Genomic DNA, 19,534 nt, shown 5'->3' on the forward strand with positions numbered 1-19,534 from the left:
GCACTGCGACTAGGAGAACGAGATGCTATTGATCGAATGCCCGTGGTGCGGGCCACGCGCCGAAACCGAATTTTCCTGCGGCGGCGAAGCGGACATTGCCCGTCCGCTCGACACCGAGAAACTTACCGACAAGGAATGGGGCGACTACCTGTTCATGCGCAAGAACTCGCGCGGCGTGCATCGCGAGCAATGGATGCATACGCAAGGCTGCCGCCGCTGGTTCAAGGCGCAGCGCGACACGGTGAGCTACGAGATCCAGGGCTACGAGACGTTCGAGCGTCCTTTGCTCGCCATGGACAGCACTGACGCTAAAGCACAGAACAAGGCACAAGAGGGCAAGGCATCATGAGCCAGAAAGACCGACTCCCCAACGGTGGGCGCATCAATCGCGCAATGCCGCTGACGTTCACCTTCAACGGCCGCCAGTACCAGGGCTATCAGGGCGACACGCTGGCTTCGGCGCTGCTCGCGAACGGCGAGCATTTCGTCGCGCGCAGCTGGAAATACCACCGGCCGCGCGGCATCGTCACGGCGGGGGTGGAAGAGCCGAATGCCGTCGTGCAACTCGAAACCGGCGCGTACACGGTGCCGAATGCGCGAGCCACCGAAGTCGAGCTGTATCAGGGTCTGGTGGCCACAAGCGTGAACGCGAAGCCGAGCATCGAGAAAGACCGCATGGCGGTCAATCAGAAGTTCTCGCGCTTCATTCCAGCGGGCTTCTACTACAAGACCTTCATGTGGCCGCGCAAATTCTGGCCGAAGTATGAAGAAGTGATCCGCGACGCCGCCGGTCTCGGCAAGGCGCCGGAACACACGGACGCGGACCGCTACGACAAGTGCTTTGCGCATTGCGACGTGCTGGTGGTGGGCGGCGGCCCGACCGGCCTTGCGGCCGCGCATGCCGCCGCGTTGTCCGGCGCGCGCGTGACACTGATTGACGATCAGCCGGAACTCGGTGGCTCACTGCTGTCGTGCCGCGCGGAGATCGACGGCAAGCCCGCGCTGCAATGGGTGCAGAAGATCGAAGACGAACTGCGGCAAATGCCCGACGTGAAGATCCTGTGCCGCAGCACCGCGTTCGGCTATCAGGACCACAACCTCGTGACGGTGACGCAGCGGCTCACCGAGCATCTGCCGGTGTCGCAGCGCAAGGGCACGCGCGAACTGATGTGGAAGATTCGCGCGAAACGCGTGATTCTCGCGACCGGCGCGCATGAGCGGCCCATCGTGTTCGGCAACAACGATCTTCCCGGCGTGATGTTGGCGTCCGCTGTGTCGACCTATCTGCATCGCTATGCGGTGCTGCCGGGCCGCAACGCCGTGGTGTTCACCAACAACGACGATGGCTATCAGTGCGCCCTCGATCTGAAATCGGCCGGCGCCCAGGTGACGGTAGTCGATCCGCGCGCGAGCGAATCGAAGGGCACGCTGCCCGCGCTCGCACGGCGCTATGGCGTCAAGGTGATGAACGGCGTCGTGATCACGGCGGCGCACGGCAAACTGCGCGTGGCCTCGGTGGACGTCGCGCCGTATTCGAACGGACAGGTCGGTGCGAAGCAGGGCGAACTGTCCTGCGATCTGCTCGCGATGTCCGGCGGCTGGAGCCCGGTGCTGCATCTGTTCGCGCAATCGGGCGGCAAGGCCCACTGGCATGACGAGAAGGCCTGCTTCGTGCCGGGCAAGGCGATGCAGCCGGAGACGAGCGTCGGCGCGTGTGCCGGCGACTTCACGCTGGGCCAGGGCATCCGCTTTGCTGTCGATGCCGGCATCGAGGCGGCGCGCGCGGCGGGCTTTATCGTCGCGCGGCCGAATCCGGTGCAGGTAGCCGAGATCATGGAAGCGAAGATGCAGCCGCTGTGGCTGGTCGGTGGTCGCGAGTTGGCTACGCGCGGGCCGAAGCAGTTCATCGATTTCCAGAACGACGTGTCGGCCGCGGATATTTTCCTCGCGGCGCGCGAGGGCTTCGAATCGGTCGAACACGTAAAACGCTATACGGCGATGGGTTTCGGCACCGACCAGGGCAAGCTCGGCAACATCAACGGCATGGCGATTCTCGCGCAGGCGCTCGGCAAGACGATTCCCGAGACCGGCACGACGACCTTCCGGCCGAACTACACGCCCGTCACGTTTGGCACGTTTGCCGGCCGCGAACTGGGCGAGTTTCTCGATCCCGTGCGCAAGACGGCGGTGCATGAATGGCACGTGGAAAACGGCGCGGCCTTCGAGGACGTGGGCAACTGGAAGCGTCCGTGGTACTACCCGAAAGCGGGCGAAGACATGCACGCGGCGGTGGCGCGTGAATCGCTCGCGGTGCGTACGAGCGTCGGCATTCTCGACGCCTCGACGCTCGGCAAGATCGACATTCAGGGCCCTGATTCGGCCAGGCTGCTGAACTGGGTCTACACGAATCCGTGGAGCAAGCTGGAAGTCGGCAAGTGCCGCTACGGCCTGATGCTCGACGAAAACGGCATGATCTTCGACGACGGCGTGACCGTGCGCCTCGCCAACCAGCACTACATGATGACGACCACCACCGGCGGCGCGGCACGCGTGCTGACGTGGCTCGAACGCTGGCTGCAAACCGAATGGCCGGACATGCGCGTGCGGCTCGCGTCGGTGACGGATCATTGGGCGACCTTCGCCGTGGTCGGCCCGAACAGCCGCAAGGTGCTGCAGAAGGTCTGCCAGGACATCGACTTCGCGAACGCGGCGTTTCCGTTCATGAGCTATCGCGAAGGCACCGTTGCTGGTGCGGCCTCGCGTGTGATGCGCATCAGTTTCTCGGGCGAACTCGCTTATGAAGTGAACGTGCCGGCCAACGTCGGACGCGCGGTGTGGGAAGCGCTGATGGCCGCGGGCGCGGAGTTCGACATCACGCCGTACGGCACCGAAACCATGCACGTGCTGCGCGCGGAGAAGGGCTACATCATCGTCGGCCAGGATACGGACGGTTCGATGACGCCGTACGATCTCGGCATGGGCGGGCTCGTCGCGAAGTCGAAGGACTTTCTGGGCAAGCGTTCGCTGACCCGCTCGGACACGGCGAAGGCAGGGCGCAAGCAGCTGGTCGGCTTGCTCTCGGACGACCCGTCGTTCGTGATACCCGAGGGTTCGCAGATCGTTGCGGGTCCGTTCCAGGGCGAGACGGCGGCGATGCTCGGCCACGTCACGTCGAGCTATTACAGCCCGATCCTGAAGCGTTCGATCGCGATGACGGTCGTGAAGGGCGGCCTCGACAAGATCGGCGAGACGGTCACGATTCCGCTTTCGAGCGGCAAACAGATTGCAGCGAAGGTCACCAGTTCGGTGTTCTACGACAGCGAAGGAGCACGTCAACATGTGGAATGAAACCAGAGGGACGGCGTTGGTCGTGGATCGTGCTGTCGGCAAGCAGACCGGCGTATGGCAGGAGTCGCCGCTGGTGGGCGCGGACGCGCTGCTGAAGAAGCATCAGGCGACGGCATCCGCCGCGTTCAGGTTGAGCGAGCGGCCGTTCCTGGAACTCGTGAACGTGCGCGGCGATACGCGTGACGCCGCGTTCGTGCGCGCGGTGGAGAGTGTGATCGGCTGCCGTCCGCCTGAAAAGGCGAACACGGTGGCGCGCGGCAACGGCTACGACGTGATGTGGCTCGGCCCGGACGAGTGGCTGGTGCGCTCGGCCGCCGCGCACGACGCGACGCGTACCGCTCCGCTGCAGGCGAAACTCGGCGCTGCGTTCGCGGGCCTGTTCGCCTCGGCGGTGGATATCGGCAGCGGTTATACGGTGCTAGAAATCAGCGGCACGCGCACGCGTGAAGTGCTGTCGCGCGGTTGTCCGCTCGATTTGCATCCCAAGCTGTTTGGCGAAGGGCAATGCGCGCAGAGCCACTATTTCAAGGCATCAATGACGTTGCTGCCCACCGGTGCGAGCAGTTTCGACATTGTCGTGCGCCGCAGCTTTGCGGACTACTTCGTCAAGATCATGCTCGACGCGGCCGAGCCGCTGATGTCGTAAGGCGCGGCGAGCGTCAGTCCCTACACCGCTCGCGCCTTTCGTGCTGAATCATCGCCATGACGTCGACACGTCTAGCCACCGCGCGTCTCACCGAGCGCGCGTGCCTCGAAGGCGATGCCCATGCCGCGCTCGCGCTGCTCGATCAGAGCATCGTGCTGCGGCATAGGCGCATCGCGCTGATCCGTTATCTGCTTGCGCAGCAACTCGGCGCGCCGCTGCAGGCGCGGCACCACGCATACGTCGAAAAAATCGCCGCACGGTTGAGCGCGGATGCGCTCGCGCGCATTGCCGGCGCCGCGCGGGCGCGTCTGCGGTCCTAAGCCTCGCGATCCGCGTGTGTGGAACGACGCACCCGTTCCATCCCGATGACGTATTTCTTCTATGTGGCCGATTTATGTCGGCGTCTACTGAAAACGCCTCGGAGCACTCACGCGGCACTCGCCGCATCAACCAGGGGATGACATGTCTACCGCTTATCAGCCGCGCGCGAGCGCAGCCGCCCGACTCGAACGACTGCCGTTCTCCGGTTATCACCGGACCATTTTCATCATCATCGCCATCGCATTCTTTTTCGATTCCGTCGATCTCGGCACGATGACCTTCGTGCTCGGTTCGATCAAGACGGAATTTGGCTTATCCACCGCGACGGCGGGGCTGGTGGCAAGCGCGAGCTTCTTCGGCATGGTGATCGGCGCGGCGATTGCAGGGTTGCTGGCGGATCGCTTCGGACGCCGGCCCGTGTTTCAGTGGAGCATGGTGTTGTGGGGGCTCGCGTCGTATTTGTGCTCGACGGCGCAGAGCGTCGAAGCGTTGATCTTTTATCGCGTGCTGCTCGGCTTCGGCATGGGCATGGAGTTTCCGATCGCGCAGACCTTGTTGTCGGAGTTCGTGCCGGCTGCGTCGCGCGGCCGTCTGATTGCGCTGATGGACGGCTTCTGGCCGCTCGGTTTCATCGCCTCGGGCGTGGTGTCCTACTTCGTGCTGCCAACGTTCGGCTGGCGTACGGAGTTCGCGTTGCTCGCGATTCCTGCGGTGTTCGTGCTGATCGTGCGCCGCGTCGTGCCGGAATCGCCGCGTTGGCTCGAACATCGCGGACGTCTCGGTGAAGCGGACAAGATTCTCGCCGAGGTCGAAGTGAAGGTGATGAAAGCGGCCGGGCTCAGCCAGCTGCGCGCGCCGGCGGTGCTCGCCGAGCCGCCGGCCGCGAAGGACACGGGGGCGTTTCGCGAGATCTGGAGCATGGCTTACCGGCGTCGCACGATCATGGTGTGGACGCTGTGGTTCTTCGCGCTGCTGGGTTTCTATGGGCTGACGTCATGGCTCGGCGCGTTGATGCAGCAGGCAGGCTTTGCGGTGACGAAGTCGGTGCTGTACACGGTGCTGATTTCGCTCGGCGGCATTCCTGGTTTTATTTGTGCGGCGTGGCTGGTCGAACGTTGGGGACGTAAGCCGACTTGCATTGCGTCGCTCGCGGGTAGCGCGGTGATGGCCTACGTCTATGGGCAAACCGCGCTGCACGCGCAGACGCCGACCTTGCTGATCTGCGCCGGGCTGGCGATGCAGTTCTTCCTGTTTGCGATGTGGGCGGTGTTGTACACCTACACGCCGGAGCTGTACGGGACCGGTGCGCGGGCGACGGGTTCGGGCTTTGCGTCGGCGATCGGCCGCGTGGGTTCGCTGATCGGACCGTACGTGGTGGGCGTAGTGCTGCCGATGTTCGGCCAGGGCGGGGTGTTCTCGCTCGGCGCGATGTGTTTTGTGATCGCGGCGGCGGCGGTGTGGATTCTCGGCATCGAGACGCGCGGGTTGGCGCTCGAGACGCTGGTGTCGGAGGCGGTTGAGACGGATGCGCGTGGGGTGTTGAGTCCGGTGCGGGATTGAAGGTTGATTGGGCGCGTAATCAATGGTGCGTTCCAGTGCGAACAGCACCCCTATTCGCTCAATTCTGAACCCGCACATTAAACGGCTTCCCAGGCACCCAAGCCCACGTCGCCAACACTTTCGCGCCCGCCGGTCCGGCGGTCGTTACATGGACGACATTCGCCGGCATCCGGTAACTCTCGCCGGTGTGAACGATCTGCGCGGGTCGACCCTCGACCTGCACCGTGATTTCACCTTCGAGAACATAGGCGACCTCCGGTCCGGTTGCCTCGTGCTTCGGCTTGGCGGCGTTGGGTGGGAATTCGGCGATACCCATGCCCATTTCCCGATCGGTTGCCGGAACGGGGACGCGCTGAAGCACCACGGTCTCTTTGGCATCGGGTGCCTTTTCGCCGGCATTGGCCGAAGGCAGATTCATGAGGATCACGGCGAGCAGCGGCACGCAACGCAAGATGTTCATGATCGAGTCGGCCCTATTCAATGCGAGGGCTCGGCAAGCGCCGTCAGAATCTTGTAGGCGGCCGCCACCCGGTCTTCGTTCGGGAAGTTCTTGTTGGCGAGCATCACAATGCCCAACTGCTTCTCCGGAACGAAAGCGACGTACGCGCCGAACCCATTAGTCGAACCGGTCTTGTTGATCCAGACATCCTGTCGGGGCGCGAGCGGCGGCTTGAATTCGACCGCGGGTGTCGCCTTCAAAACCATCGTCGATGAATTGCCTGCCAGCAATGTCTTCAACGCGACCGGATACGTGTATTGCTCCCAGATCAGATCCTGCGTCAACACGCCAGCCTTGAAGTAGCCGATGTGCGTTTCCGTGATGGCGCGCTGCAACTTCGCATCGAGCTGGAGCAGATTCATGTTGGCTTGCATGAAGCGCGTCATGTCGGTGGCCGTGGACTTGACGCCGTACGCTTCGGCGGACAGCACGCCAGGCGCCATGCGAATCGGCGCGCCGTCCTTCTTATAGCCTTGCGCGTAATCCGGCATCCGCGATTGCGGAACGTCGATGAAACTGTTCTTCAATCCCAGCGCGGGAAACATGCGCTGTTCCATCAACGGCGTGAAATCCTGCCCCATGCTCTTTGCCGTGATCAAACCGAGTGTGCCGATGCCGGGATTGGCGTAAGTCCGGCACGTGCCCGGCGCACAACTGGGCTTCCATGCCTTGAAAAACTGCATGAGTTCGCCGTCGTTATGGATATCGTCCGGCACTTGCAACGGTAATCCGCCTGGCGTGTACGTGCCCAGGTTGACGAGCTTCACATTGCCGAACTGGCTGCCCTGAAGCACGGGCAGATATTTGCCCGTCGTGTCCGACAGCGAGAGATCACCGCTGACCTGCGCATACGATGCCAGCGTCGCGGTGAAGGTCTTGCTGATCGAGCCGAGTTCGAACAGCGTGTCGCGTGTCACGGGCTTGCCCGTTTCCGTCGACGCCACGCCGTAGTCGTACACATAAGGCTTGCCCCCAACGACGATGCCGACCGCCATGCCGTGAATACCGTCTTTCGCCATGAGCGGGCGGATCGCCGCGTCGACCGTCTGTTTGATGCCGTCTTGCGTGGTATTCGCTGCGTGGCTCATGGGAGCGGCCAATGCAAAGACCACGGTCGCCGTGAGGCTGAGGGCTTTGAACTTCATCTCTCGCGTTTCCTTGAATGTCTGTCGGCGGATGCGCTCCTTTATTCGGAGCGCGTTGAGGCCGAACTATCCGGCTTTTGCCAGACGTTGACAATCGAGGATAAGTTGCACAAGGGTAAAGAAAAACTTGTGGGCCGGCAGCGGCCTCAAACCGCCGCGATCTCCCGCTTTCTCGATGCCACGCCGTTGGCCACGAAGTAGGGCGTGTCCACCCGCGCCAACGCCTCGCGTCCACGAATCCGGTCGGCGATCTTCTCCGCCAGCATGATGGTCGGCGCATTCAGATTGCCGGTCGTGATGCGCGGCATGATCGACGCATCCACCACGCGCAGCCCTTGCATGCCGTGCACACGCCCCTCGTTGTCCACCACGGCCATATCGTCGTAGCCCATCTTGCACGAACACGACGGATGAAACGCCGTCTCCGCCCGCATGCGCACGAAGGTGTCGAGCTGTTCGTCGGTGGTCAGCTCGGCGCCGGGATTCAGTTCGCGGCCGCGATAACGGTCGAGCGCCGGTTGCCGCATGATCTCGCGCGTGATCCGGATGCCGTCGCGGAACTCGCGCCAGTCGAGCGGATCGGCCATGTAGTTGAACAGGATGCTCGGATGCGCGTTCGGATCGCGCGACGTGAGCTTGACCCGGCCGCGGCTCGGCGAGCGCATCGAACCGACGTGCGCCTGGAAGCCGTGCATTTTGATCGCGTTCGAACCGTTGTAATTGATCGCGACCGGCAGGAAGTGATACTGGATGTTCGGCCACAGATCGTCGTCGCGCGTGCGGATGAAGCCGCCGGCTTCGAACTGGTTGCTCGCGCCGATGCCCGTACCCTTCATCATCCATTCGAGTCCGATGGCCGGCTGATTCCACCACTGCAACGCCGGGTAGAGCGAAACGGGTTCCTTGCACTCGTACTGGATATACATCTCCAGATGGTCCTGCAGGTTTTCGCCGACACCCGGCAGATCGTGAACGAGCGGCACGTCGAGTTCGCGCAGCCATGTCGAGCGGCCCACGCCCGAGCGCTGCAGCAATTGCGGCGAGGCGATCGCGCCGCTGCACACCAGCACCTCGCGGCGCGCTTGCGCCGTCACCGCATTGCCATGATGCAGATACGCGACGCCGACCGCGCGCTTGCCGGAGAACAGCACGCGATCCGTCACGGCATGCGTGACGATGGTGAGATTCGGCCGCGTCTTCGCGCGATCCAGATAGCCGCGCGCCGTGCTGGCGCGCCGGCCGTTCGCCGTGACCGTGCGATCCATCGGGCCGAAGCCTTCCTGCTGATAGCCGTTCAGATCGTCGGTGCGTGGAAAGCCGGCCTGCACACCGGCGTCGACCATCGCGGCAAAGAGCGGGTTGTTGCCGGGTTTGCTGGTGGTCACGTGCACCGGGCCATCGCCGCCGTGGTACGCGTTCGCGCCGACATCGCGCGTTTCGGCCTTGCGGAAATACGGCAGGCAATCCAGATAGGTCCAGTTTTCCAGACCGGCTTGCGCGGCCCAGCCGTCGTAATCGAGCGCATTGCCGCGGATATAGCACATGCCGTTGATCAGCGACGACCCGCCGAGCCCCTTGCCGCGCCCGCATTCCATGCGCCGGTTGTTCATGTGCGGCTCGGGGTCCGTTTCGTACGCCCAGTTGTAGCGGCGTCCCTGCAGCGGATAGGCGAGCGCGGCCGGCATCTGCGTGCGGAAGTCGAAGCGGTAGTCGGGGCCGCCTGCTTCGAGCAGCAGCACGGTCACGTACGCGTCTTCGGTCAGGCGCGAGGCGAGCACATTGCCCGCCGAACCCGCGCCCACGATGATGTAGTCGTATTCGTTCGCAGCCATCGCGCCTCTCCTTAGAACACCGGTTGATACGGGCCGAGTTCGACCTGCACGGACTTGATGCGCGTGTAGTGCTCGAGCGTGGTGATGCCGTTTTCGCGGCCCACGCCCGACTGCTTGTAGCCGCCCACCGGCATTTCCGCGGGCGACTCGCCCCACGTATTGATCCAGCAGATGCCCGCTTCCAGTCGATGAATCACGCGATGCGCCCGCGCCAGGTTCTCGGTCACGACGCCGGCGGCAAGGCCATAAACGGTGCGGTTCGCGCGCGTGATGGCCTCGTCTTCGTTGTTGAAAGCGAGGATGCTCATCACGGGGCCGAAGATTTCCTCGCGCACGATGCGCATGTCGTCGTGGCAGTCCGCGAACACGGTTGGTTCGACGTATTGGCCGCTGCCGAAGTGGCCTTCGGTGAGACGCTTGCCGCCGGCCGCGAGCCGCGCGCCTTCCTGCTTGCCGCTTTCGATGTAGTCCAGCACCTTGTGCAATTGCGCGGCACTGACCAGCGGGCCGAAGTTGGTGGCGGCGTCGGTAGGCGGGCCCACGCGAATGCGCTTGACGCGTTCCAGCACCAGCGCTTCGAAGCGTTCAAGCACGCCGCGTTGCACGAATACGCGTGTGCCGTTGGTGCAGACCTGGCCGGAGCTGAAGAAGTTGGCGCTCATCGCGATGTCGGCGGCGCGTTCGAGATTGGCGTCGGCGAATACGAGCAGCGGCGACTTGCCGCCGAGTTCCATCGTCACTTCTTTCAGCGACGAAGCGCATGCCATCGACATCACCTTCTTGCCGGTTTCCACGCCGCCGGTGAACGAAATTTTTTCGATGTCCGGATGCGCGGCGAGCATCGCACCGACGCGTCCGTCGCCTTGCACGACATTGAACACGCCTGCGGGCACGCCGGCTTCGGTGTAGATCTCGGCGAGTTTCAGCGCCGACAACGGCGTGATCTCGCTCGGCTTGAAGATCATCGCGTTGCCGGCCGCGAGCGCGGGCGCGGACTTCCAGCACGCGATCTGGATCGGGTAGTTCCATGCGCCGATGCCCGCGCAAACTCCGAGCGGCTCGCGCCGCGTATAGACGAACGACGTGGGCCGCAGCGGAATCTGCTGTCCTTCGATTGCAGTGGCGAGCCCCGCGTAGTACTCGATCACGTCCGCGCCGGTGACGATATCCACCGCGAGGGTTTCGGCAATCGGCTTGCCGGTGTCGCGTGTTTCTAGCGCGGCGAGTTCGTCGTTGCGCTCGCGCAGAAGCTCCACCGCGCGGCGCAGAATGCGTGAGCGCTGCATGGCGGTGAGCGCGGCCCATTCGCGTTGGCCTTCCTGCGCGGATCGTACCGCGCGATCGACATCGGCTGCCGAGGCCTGCTGCACCCTCGCGAGCGTTTCGCCAGTGGCGGGGTCGAGCGTGTCGAAGGTTTCGCCGCTGGTGGCGTCGACATAGCCGCCGCCGATATAGAGACGTTGCGTTGCGAATACCGCCATGACTTGCTCCTTTCTGGATATGTCGCCGGTCTGCTTGTGTCCTTATTCGCGCGAGGCGAGGACCAGATCGATATAGTCGTTGGCCACGCGCAGCGCGGCCTTGGTGTCGAACGGCTCGCCCGACAACGCGCCGCGCAGCCACAGGCCGTCGATCAGCGCCGCGAGGCCGCTTGCCGCGCGGCGCGCCACCGCACGTGGCATGGCCTTCGAAAAATCCGCGCACAGGTTCGAGTTCAGGCGGCGCGTGTTCACGTATTGCAGCCGCCGCAACTGCGGCTTGTGCATGCTCTCGGACCAGAACGCGAGCCAGGTTTTCATGACCGGGCCGCTGGTCTGCTCGGCGTCGAAATTCGCGGCGACCACCGCGCGAAGTTTCGAGCGCGGGTCCGCTTTCGCCGCCCGGCGCCGGCGCGACGTGGCCTGCCACAGATCGCGCAGCACGTGACGCATGGTGGCTTCGAGCAAACCGTCCTTGTCGCCGAAATAGTGGCTGACGATACCGGTGGAAATGCTCGCGCGCTGCGCGACCGAAGCCAGCGTCGCCCCCGCGAGACCGGTCTGGTCGATCGTGAGAAGCGTGGCGTCGATCAACTGCGCGCGGCGGATTTCGCGCATTCCGAGTTTGGGCATGGTGCGGGCGCTGTTGCTGGCGTTGGCTTCGGGCGAACCGCGGAAGACGAAAACGATCCGCCCCGAGTGATTTCGAACGGCCATGGTAGTTTTTTTATATTGAACGGTCAATCAATAAAAAACCGGTTGCATCAAGATGGACACGGGCTCCGCTCGTCGTGTCGGTTACGGCCAAACCCATGTCGTGTTCGACACATGCGCTTTGTTCAGCGGGCGCTACGCTCGTTGAACGGCGTGCCTTGTGAACAGGCGCGCCGCTCACAAGACATGGAGACAGACAATGAGCAGCAATCGCGGCGTTGTGTATCTAGGGCAGGGCAAGGTGGAAGTGCAGTCGATTGACTATCCGAAGATGGTCGATCCGCGTGGTCGGTCGATCGGTCACGGCGTGATCCTCAAGGTGGTGAGCACGAATATTTGCGGCTCCGATCAGCACATGGTGCGCGGCCGCACGACCGCGGAAGTCGGCCTCGTGCTCGGCCACGAGATTACCGGCGAGGTGGTCGAAGTGGGCCGTGACGTGGAAACGCTCAAGGTCGGCGATCTCGTTTCGGTGCCGTTCAACGTGGCCTGCGGACGCTGCCCGACTTGCAAGGCGCAGCACACCGGCGTGTGCCTGAACGTGAATCCATCGCGTGCCGGCGGCGCGTATGGCTACGTGGACATGGGCGGCTGGATCGGCGGCCAGGCCGAATACGTGTTGGTGCCGTACGCCGACTTCAATCTGCTGAAATTCCCCGACCATGCCCAGGCGATGGCGAAAATCCGCGACCTCACGTGTCTCTCCGATATTCTGCCGACCGGCTATCACGGCGCGGTGATGGCGGGCGTCAAACCAGGCGCCACCGTGTATATCGCGGGCGCGGGGCCGGTGGGCATGGCGGCGGCCGCTTCGGCGCGCTTGCTGGGCGCGGCTTGCACGATTGTCGGCGACATGAATGAGGAGCGTCTCGCGCACGCGCGCAAGATGGGCTTCCAGACCATCGATCTGTCCAAGGACGCCACGCTCGTCGAGCAAATCGAACAGATTCTCGGCATGCCCGAAGTGGATTGTGCGGTGGACTGCGTCGGCTTCGAAGCGCATGGGCACGGCAGCAGCGGCTCGCACGAGGAAGCGCCGGCCACCGTGCTCAATTCGCTGATGGAAATCACGCGGGCCGCGGGCGCGATCGGCATTCCGGGCCTTTACGTCACCGACGATCCGGGCGCCGCCGATGCCGCCGCGCGCAAAGGCAGCTTGAGCATCCGTTTCGGGCTGGGCTGGGCCAAGTCGCACTCGTTCCATACCGGGCAGACGCCGGTCATGAAGTACAACCACAATCTCATGCAGGCGATCCTGTGGGACCGTTTGCCGATCGCGGATATCGTCAACGTGACCGTGGTGTCGCTCGATCAGGCGCCTGATGGTTATCGCCAGTTCGATGGTGGTGCGCCGAAGAAGTTTGTGATCGACCCGCATGGGTTGTTGAAGGCGGCTTGAGGCAGATCTGATGCGAAGGCGGGACTGCCTACGCGGTCTCGTGTTGCGCCGTCGTGCTGGAAGGTAGGCGGGCCAGCAGAAACTGAAAAGGCCGAGCCACAAAAAAACGCGTTGAACGGAAACCCGCTCAACGCGTTTGTTTTTGTGGCTGGACAGTGAGTCCAGCGAGGCCGTCAAGCAGTCATCAAGCCGCCAGCACCGGCACCGCAGCCAGCGACGGCGCCTGCTTGCGTCGTTCGCGCGTCGGCGCCGTGCCAAACGCATCGCGATAGCTCTTCGAGAAGTGGCAAGCCGACTGGAAGCCACACGCCATCGTGATGTGCATGATCGACATGTCGGTTTGCAGCAGCAACTCGCGCGCGCGCCGCAAACGCAGCGTCAGATAGTAATGCGTCGGCGTCATGCCCAGATGTTCGCGGAACAGACGCTGCAGTTGCCGTTGCGACATGCCCGCGAGCCGCGCGAGTTCTTCGCGGGAGAGCGGCTCTTCAATGTTGTTCTCCATCAGCGAGATCACTTCGAAGAGCGACTTGTTGGCCGAACCGAGCCGCGCCACCAGCGGCATTTTCTGTTGCGCGCTGGTATCGCGCACATGTTCGACGATGAACTGCTCGGCGATCTGCGTGACGCGTGCCGTGCCGACGCGCGGCGCGATCAGGTTCAGCATCATGTCGAGCGGCGCGACGCCGCCCGTGCAGGTGACGCGATCGCGATCGATGACGAACAGTTCTTTCAGAAAGCGTGTGTCGGGAAACTCTTCCTTGAGCGCCGACATGTTCTCCCAGTGAATCGCGCACGCATAACCCGCCAGCAGACCGGCGCGCGCCAGCGCATAGGTGCCGGTGCAGAGGCTGCCGAGCACGCAGCCCAACCGGGCGAAGCGGCGCAGTGCGGAAAGGTGGGCGGGCGTGGTCGCGCGCTGCACGTCGATGCCGCCGACCACGAACACGATGTCCGGTTGGCCAACGCATTCAACCGGTCCTGTATCGACCGACAAACCATTGCTAGCCGTGACCGGACCGCCGTCGGGGCTCACGATCGACCAGCGGTAAAGCGTTTGGCCCGTCAGGTAATTCGCCATGCGCAGGACTTCGATCGCGTTGGTGAACGCAATCATGGTGAAGTTGGGAACCGGCATGAATGCGAAATGCGACAACGACGCCGTGCGATCGGTGGACATGGGAGGAATGATTCCTTCGAATCTGTAGTGTCACGTCGCCGTGGGGAGCAGCGACTCCTTCAATTTTGAGGACTAGGGCAACTACCGTGCCATCAGGCTAAACCCTCGGTTGGCCCGTATTCGACTCGGATAGCTAAACAAGTGGCACCAGAACGGAGCCGCGGAGGTCCGCTCTCGCACCTGAAGCGCGCACGGGCGTTCGCGTGCAGTGCAGCACGACCCCGCGTTCAGCACGCTCGTTCGACCAATAACGAAAGCGCGGCGGCGTCGACTTGTGAAAAAAGGACGCGTATGGCGGAAAAGGCAAAGAACGCGTCTGAATTCATAAATTGACGTGCGGGTCGAGCGTCAAGAATAGACGCAATGCACACCGGTAGTAGCAGGGGCGAAGCAAGGCCCAGGCGCGGCTTCCGGCCTTCCGTCAACGACTCCACGGACCTTCCATGTCGAACCCGAATCCTTTCTTCGAAGCATCGCTGGCCACGCGCGACACGGCGGTGCGCGGCGCCATTCTGAAAGAGCTCGAGCGCCAGCAGTCGCAAGTCGAACTGATCGCGTCGGAAAACATCGTGTCGCGCGCGGTGCTCGAAGCGCAGGGCTCGGTGCTGACCAACAAGTATGCGGAAGGCTATCCGGGCAAGCGTTACTACGGCGGTTGCGAATACGCCGACGTGATCGAAACGCTGGCGCTCGATCGCATCAAGCAGCTCTTCAACGCGAAGTTCGCCAACGTGCAGCCGCATTCCGGCGCGCAGGCGAACGGCGCGGTGATGCTCGCGCTGGTGAAGCCGGGCGACACGGTGCTCGGCATGTCGCTAGACGCCGGCGGCCACCTGACGCACGGCGCGAAGCCGGCCATGTCCGGCAAGTGGTTCAACGCGGTGCAGTACGGCGTGAATCGCGACACGATGCTGATCGATTACGAGCAGATCGAGGAACTCGCGCAGCAACACAAGCCCGCGCTGCTGATCGCCGGCTTTTCGGCTTATCCGCGCGCGCTGGACTTCGCGCGGCTGCGCGCGATCGCCGACGGCGTCGGCGCCAAGCTGATGGTGGATATGGCGCATATCGCCGGGGTGATCGCGGCGGGACGCCACCAGAATCCGGTGGAACACGCGCACGTGGTCACGTCGACCACCCACAAGACACTGCGTGGCCCGCGCGGCGGCTTTGTGCTGACGAATGACGAAGACATCGCGAAGAAGATCAACTCCGCCGTGTTCCCCGGCTTGCAGGGCGGCCCGCTGATGCATGTGATCGCCGGCAAGGCGGTCGCGTTCGGCGAGGCGCTGGACCCGGGCTTCAAGACCTACATCGACAGTGTGCTCGCCAATGCGCAGGCGCTCGGCGAGGTGCTCAAGGCGGGCGGCGTCGATCTGGTCACGGGCGGCACGGACAACCATCTGCTGCTGGTCGATCTGCGGCCCAAGGGCCTCAAGGGCAACCAGGTCGAGCAGGCGCTGGAACGCGCGGGCATCACCTGCAACAAGAACGGCATTCCTTTCGACACCGAGAAGCCGACGATCACCTCGGGCATCCGCCTCGGCACGCCCGCGGGCACCACGCGTGGCTTCGGCGTGAGCGAATTCCGCGAAATCGGCCGGCTGATCGTCGACGTGCTCGACTCGCTGCGTGAGCACCCCGAAGGGCATGCCGCCACCGAACAACGCGTGCGCCGCGAGATTTTCGCGCTGTGCGAGCGCTTTCCCATTTACTAAGCACGCCTGGAGCAAACGATGAGCACTTTGCACGACAACAGCATCATCATCGACGGTCTGAACATTTCGAAGTTCGAGCGCTCCGTGTTCGAGGACATGCGCAAGGGTGGCGTGACCGCGGTGAACTGCACGGTCTCGGTGTGGGAGAGCTTCCAGAAGACCGTCGACAACATCGCCGAGATGAAGCAGCAGATCCGCGAGTACGGCGAGATCCTCACGCTCGTGCGCACCACGGACGACATCTTCCGCGCGAAGAAAGAGAACAAGACGGGCATCATTTTCGGCTTTCAGAACGCGCATGCTTTCGAGGACAACCTCGGCTATATCGAAGCGTTCAAGGACCTCGGCGTGAACGTGGTGCAGCTTTGCTACAACACGCAGAACCTGGTGGGCACGGGTTGCTATGAACGCGACGGCGGTCTGTCGGGCTATGGCCGCGAAGTGATCCAGGAGATGAACCGCGTCGGCATCATGGTCGATCTCTCGCATGTGGGCGGCAAGACTTCCTCTGAAGCGATTGCGGCGTCGAACAAGCCGGTGTGCTACTCGCATTGCTGCCCGTCGGGTCTGAAAGAGCATCCGCGCAACAAGAGCGACGAGCAACTGAAAGAGATCGCGGACGCAGGCGGATTCGTCGGCGTGACGATGTTCGCGCCGTTCCTCAAGCGCGGTCCGGACGCGACCGTCGAGGACTATATCGAAGCGATCGAATACGTGGTGAATCTGATCGGCGAAGACCAGGTCGGCATCGGCACCGATTTCACGCAAGGCTATAGCACCGAGTTCTTCGACTGGATCACGCACGACAAAGGCCGCTATCGCCAGTTGACGAACTTCGGCAAGGTGGTGAATCCGGAAGGCATCCGCACGATTGGCGAGTTTCCGAACCTGACGGCCGCGATGGAACGCGCCGGCTGGAGCGAGACACGCATCAAGAAGATCATGGGTGAAAACTGGGTACGGGTGTTTGGGGAAGTGTGGAAGGTGTGACCTTGCGTCGCTAATGAAATCTCACTCGTACACATAAAAAACGGAGCCTCCACATGCAACCCGAACTGCCTATCGACGTCGATGCGAACACCGGCGTCTGGACCACCGACGCACTGCCGATGCTATATGTGCCGCGTCACTTCTTCACGAACAACCACACCGCCGTGGAAGAAGCACTCGGCCTCGATACGTATGCCGGGATTCTCTACAAAGCCGGCTACAAGTCCGCGTATTTCTGGTGCGACAAGGAAGCGAAGCAGCACGGCATTGCCGGCATGGCCGTGTTCGAGCATTACCTGAAGCGTCTGTCGCAACGCGGCTGGGGCATCTTCACGATCACCGAAGCCGATCCGTCGAGTTCGCATGCGCGCATCGAGTTGCATCATTCGTCGTTCGTGCTGGCGCAGCCGGGCAAGGTCGGCAAGCTCTGCTATATGTTCGCCGGCTGGTTCGCGGGCGCGATGGACTGGGTCAACGACACCGCGCCGGACGCCTCGCGCAAGGGGCCGCCGTCCCATTCGAGAGAAGCGCAATGCGCGGCCGAGCACCACGACCACTGCGTGTTCGAAGTGTCGCCGCGCGCTTCCTGACCGCGCACGACACAGCGCAAAAAGTACTCCATTCCGAGGTCGATCGCGATGCGTTACCCGAACCTTTTCAAGCCTCTCACGCTGAACAAGCTGACCTTGCGTAACCGCATCGTCAGCACCGCGCACGCGGAGGTCTATGCGGAACCAGGCGGCCTGCCCGGCGACCGCTATATCCGTTACTACGAGGAGAAGGCCAAGGGCGGCGTCGGCCTCGCGGTGTGCGGCGGATCGAGTCCGGTGTCGATCGACAGCCCGCAAGGCTGGTGGAAGTCGGTGAACCTGTCGACCGACAAGATCATCGATCCGCTCGCGCGGCTCGCCGAAGCGATGCACACGCATGGCGCGAAAATCATGATTCAGGCCACGCACATGGGACGCCGCTCGGCGTTTCATGGCGAGCATTGGCCGCATCTGATGTCGCCGTCGGGCGTACGTGAGCCGGTGCATCGCGGCAATGCGAAGATCATCGAAGTCGAGGAAATCCGCCGCATCATCAGCGATTTCGCAGCGGCTGCGAAGCGTGTGAAAGATGCGGGCATGGACGGCGTGGAAATCTCGGCGGCGCACCAGCATCTGATCGATCAGTTCTGGAGCCCGCGCACCAACTTCCGTACCGATGAATGGGGCGGTTCGCTCGAAAACCGTCTGCGTTTCGGCACCGAAGTGTTGAAGGCCGTGCGTGAAGCAGTGGGTGCGGATTTCTGCATCGGCTTGCGGATGTGCGGCGACGAGTTCCACGAAGACGGCCTCGACCACGAACAACTGAAGGAAATCGCCCAGGCGATGAGCGAAACCGGCCTGATCGATTACCTCGGCGTGATCGGCTCCGGCGCGGACACACATAACACGCTGGCCAACTGCATGCCGCCCATGGCGCTGCCGCCCGAGCCTTTCGTGCATCTCGCGGCGGGCATCAAGTCGGTGGTGAAGTTGCCCGTCATGCACGCGCAAAGCATTCGCGACGCGGGCCAGGCCGAGCGGCTGCTGGCCAGCGGCATGGTCGATCTGGTCGGCATGACGCGCGCGCAGATCGCCGATCCGCATATGGTCATCAAGATCCGCGACGGCCGCGAGGACGAAATCAAGCAGTGCGTCGGCGCGAATTATTGCATCGACCGCCAGTACAACGGGCTCGACGTGCTCTGTGTACAGAACGCCGCAACATCGCGCGAAGAAACAATGCCGCACGTGATCGCCAGGACGCGCGGGCCGAAGCGCAAGGTCGTCGTGGTCGGCGCGGGTCCGGCGGGACTCGAAGCGGCGCGTGTGGCGAAGTCGCGCGGTCATGACGTGGTGTTGTTCGAGAAGAACGACTACGTCGGCGGTCAGATCATGCTGGCCGCGAAAGCGCCGCAACGCGAACAGATGGCGGGCATCGTGCGCTGGTTCGACATGGAGACGAAGCGCCTCGGCGTGGACCGGCGCCTCGGTGTCGCCGCCGACGAGCAAACCATCATGGCCGAGAAGCCGGACATCGTCGTGCTCGCCACGGGCGGTTCGTCGTTCACGTCGCAAGTGGCGGCGTGGGGCGTCGACGAAGGCCTCGCCGTGAGTTCGTGGGATGTGCTCTCGGGCAAGGTCGAACCGGGCAAGAACGTGCTGGTGTACGACGGCGTCAGCACGCATGCCGGCGCGGGCGTGGCCGATTTCATGTCGAGCCGCGGCTCGAACGTCGAGATCGTGACGCCGGACGTGAAGGTCGCCGACGACGTAGGCGGGACCACGTTCCCGATTTTCTACCGGCGGCTCTACGCGCAAGGCGTGATCCACACGCCGAACTACTGGCTCGACAAGGTCTACGAGGAAGACGGCAAGAAGATCGCCGTGATCCGCAACGAGTACACCGAGGAGCAGGAAGAGCGCGCGGTCGATCAGGTGGTGATCGAAAACGGCAGCACGCCGAACGACGAGTTGTACTGGAAGCTCAAGCCGGAATCGGTGAATCGCGGTCAGGTGGACGTGCACAAGCTGTTCGCCTCCGAGCCGCAACCGTCTTTGAGCGAAGAGCTCGGCAATGGCCGCTTCCTGCTGTTCCGTGTCGGCGACTGCATTTCCATGCACAACATTCACGGCGCGATCTACGACGCGCTGCGCCTTTGCAAGGATTTCTGACG

Annotated in this window: 16 protein-coding genes; 10 read left to right on the top strand and 6 right to left on the bottom strand. The window is 63.2% G+C overall.

The genetic code is table 11. From position 1 onward, the window contains the following. Window positions 1–22 precede the first annotated feature (22 nt). The 5 genes from B0G74_RS22450 to B0G74_RS22470 all read left to right on the top strand — a co-directional run bounded on the left by B0G74_RS22450 (window position 23) and on the right by B0G74_RS22470 (window position 5,875). Entirely contained in the window at window positions 23–349 is a 327-nt protein-coding gene (locus B0G74_RS22450; RefSeq protein WP_132377090.1) for a sarcosine oxidase subunit delta, read from the top strand. After that, a complete protein-coding gene (locus tag B0G74_RS22455) occupies window positions 346–3,348 on the top strand; it encodes a sarcosine oxidase subunit alpha family protein (RefSeq protein ID WP_132377091.1) in 3,003 nt (1,000 codons plus the stop codon). Before B0G74_RS22450 ends, B0G74_RS22455 begins: the two co-directional genes overlap by 4 nt. Then, on the top strand, window positions 3,338–3,994 hold the full coding sequence (locus B0G74_RS22460) for a sarcosine oxidase subunit gamma (protein WP_132377092.1): 657 nt from the start codon (window positions 3,338–3,340) through the stop codon (window positions 3,992–3,994). The genes B0G74_RS22455 and B0G74_RS22460 overlap by 11 nt, the downstream gene beginning before the upstream one ends. A 56-nt stretch (window positions 3,995–4,050) precedes the next feature. Then, window positions 4,051–4,314, top strand: a complete 264-nt coding sequence (locus B0G74_RS22465; RefSeq protein WP_132377093.1) for a hypothetical protein — start codon at window positions 4,051–4,053, stop codon at window positions 4,312–4,314. Window positions 4,315–4,456: 142 nt separating this feature from the next. After that, window positions 4,457–5,875: an MFS transporter gene (locus tag B0G74_RS22470; RefSeq protein ID WP_132377094.1), complete on the top strand. Its 1,419-nt coding sequence runs from the start codon at window positions 4,457–4,459 to the stop codon at window positions 5,873–5,875. A gap of 58 nt (window positions 5,876–5,933) precedes the next feature. Here the strand turns inward: B0G74_RS22470 and B0G74_RS22475 are convergent, their stop codons facing one another. The 5 genes from B0G74_RS22475 to betI form a co-directional block, all read right to left on the bottom strand. Then, window positions 5,934–6,335, bottom strand: a complete 402-nt coding sequence (locus B0G74_RS22475; RefSeq protein WP_132377095.1) for a cupin domain-containing protein — start codon at window positions 6,333–6,335, stop codon at window positions 5,934–5,936. A 17-nt stretch (window positions 6,336–6,352) separates the two neighbouring features. Continuing rightward, complete coding sequence (gene ampC, locus B0G74_RS22480) at window positions 6,353–7,519, bottom strand: class C beta-lactamase (RefSeq protein ID WP_132377096.1); 1,167 nt, start codon at window positions 7,517–7,519, stop codon at window positions 6,353–6,355. A gap of 146 nt (window positions 7,520–7,665) precedes the next feature. After that, window positions 7,666–9,351 (bottom strand): choline dehydrogenase, encoded by a 1,686-nt coding sequence (gene betA, locus B0G74_RS22485; RefSeq protein ID WP_132377097.1) that lies wholly within the window; start codon window positions 9,349–9,351, stop codon window positions 7,666–7,668. A gap of 11 nt (window positions 9,352–9,362) precedes the next feature. Then, a complete protein-coding gene (betB, locus tag B0G74_RS22490; RefSeq protein WP_132377098.1) occupies window positions 9,363–10,832 on the bottom strand; it encodes a betaine-aldehyde dehydrogenase in 1,470 nt (489 codons plus the stop codon). Between the two features lie 42 nt (window positions 10,833–10,874). Beyond that, entirely contained in the window at window positions 10,875–11,462 is a 588-nt protein-coding gene (gene betI, locus B0G74_RS22495) for a transcriptional regulator BetI (protein ID WP_132379284.1), read from the bottom strand. A gap of 280 nt (window positions 11,463–11,742) precedes the next feature. On the opposite strand from betI, the gene fdhA reads away from it, so the two are divergent. After that, window positions 11,743–12,942: a formaldehyde dehydrogenase, glutathione-independent gene (fdhA, locus tag B0G74_RS22500; RefSeq protein ID WP_132377099.1), complete on the top strand. Its 1,200-nt coding sequence runs from the start codon at window positions 11,743–11,745 to the stop codon at window positions 12,940–12,942. A 184-nt stretch (window positions 12,943–13,126) separates the two neighbouring features. On the opposite strand, the gene B0G74_RS22505 is transcribed toward fdhA, so the two are convergent. Next, entirely contained in the window at window positions 13,127–14,122 is a 996-nt protein-coding gene (locus tag B0G74_RS22505; RefSeq protein ID WP_106280835.1) for a GlxA family transcriptional regulator, read from the bottom strand. Window positions 14,123–14,565: 443 nt separating this feature from the next. On the opposite strand from B0G74_RS22505, the gene B0G74_RS22510 reads away from it, so the two are divergent. From B0G74_RS22510 to B0G74_RS22525, 4 genes are read left to right on the top strand one after another with little or no spacing between them, the layout of a single operon-like run. After that, window positions 14,566–15,840, top strand: coding sequence for a serine hydroxymethyltransferase (locus B0G74_RS22510; RefSeq protein WP_132377100.1), 1,275 nt, complete (start codon window positions 14,566–14,568; stop codon window positions 15,838–15,840). An 18-nt stretch (window positions 15,841–15,858) separates the two neighbouring features. After that, the gene (locus B0G74_RS22515) at window positions 15,859–16,830 is read left to right on the top strand and encodes a dipeptidase (protein WP_106280831.1); all 972 of its coding nucleotides are present in this window, start codon (window positions 15,859–15,861) and stop codon (window positions 16,828–16,830) included. Between the two features lie 53 nt (window positions 16,831–16,883). Continuing rightward, window positions 16,884–17,420, top strand: a complete 537-nt coding sequence (locus B0G74_RS22520) for a DUF5943 domain-containing protein (protein ID WP_132377101.1) — start codon at window positions 16,884–16,886, stop codon at window positions 17,418–17,420. A gap of 48 nt (window positions 17,421–17,468) precedes the next feature. Further along, entirely contained in the window at window positions 17,469–19,532 is a 2,064-nt protein-coding gene (locus tag B0G74_RS22525) for an NADH:flavin oxidoreductase (RefSeq protein WP_132377102.1), read from the top strand. Window positions 19,533–19,534 lie beyond the last annotated feature (2 nt).

Source organism: Paraburkholderia sp. BL9I2N2 (genome assembly GCF_004339745.1).
Lineage (GTDB): Bacteria > Pseudomonadota > Gammaproteobacteria > Burkholderiales > Burkholderiaceae > Paraburkholderia.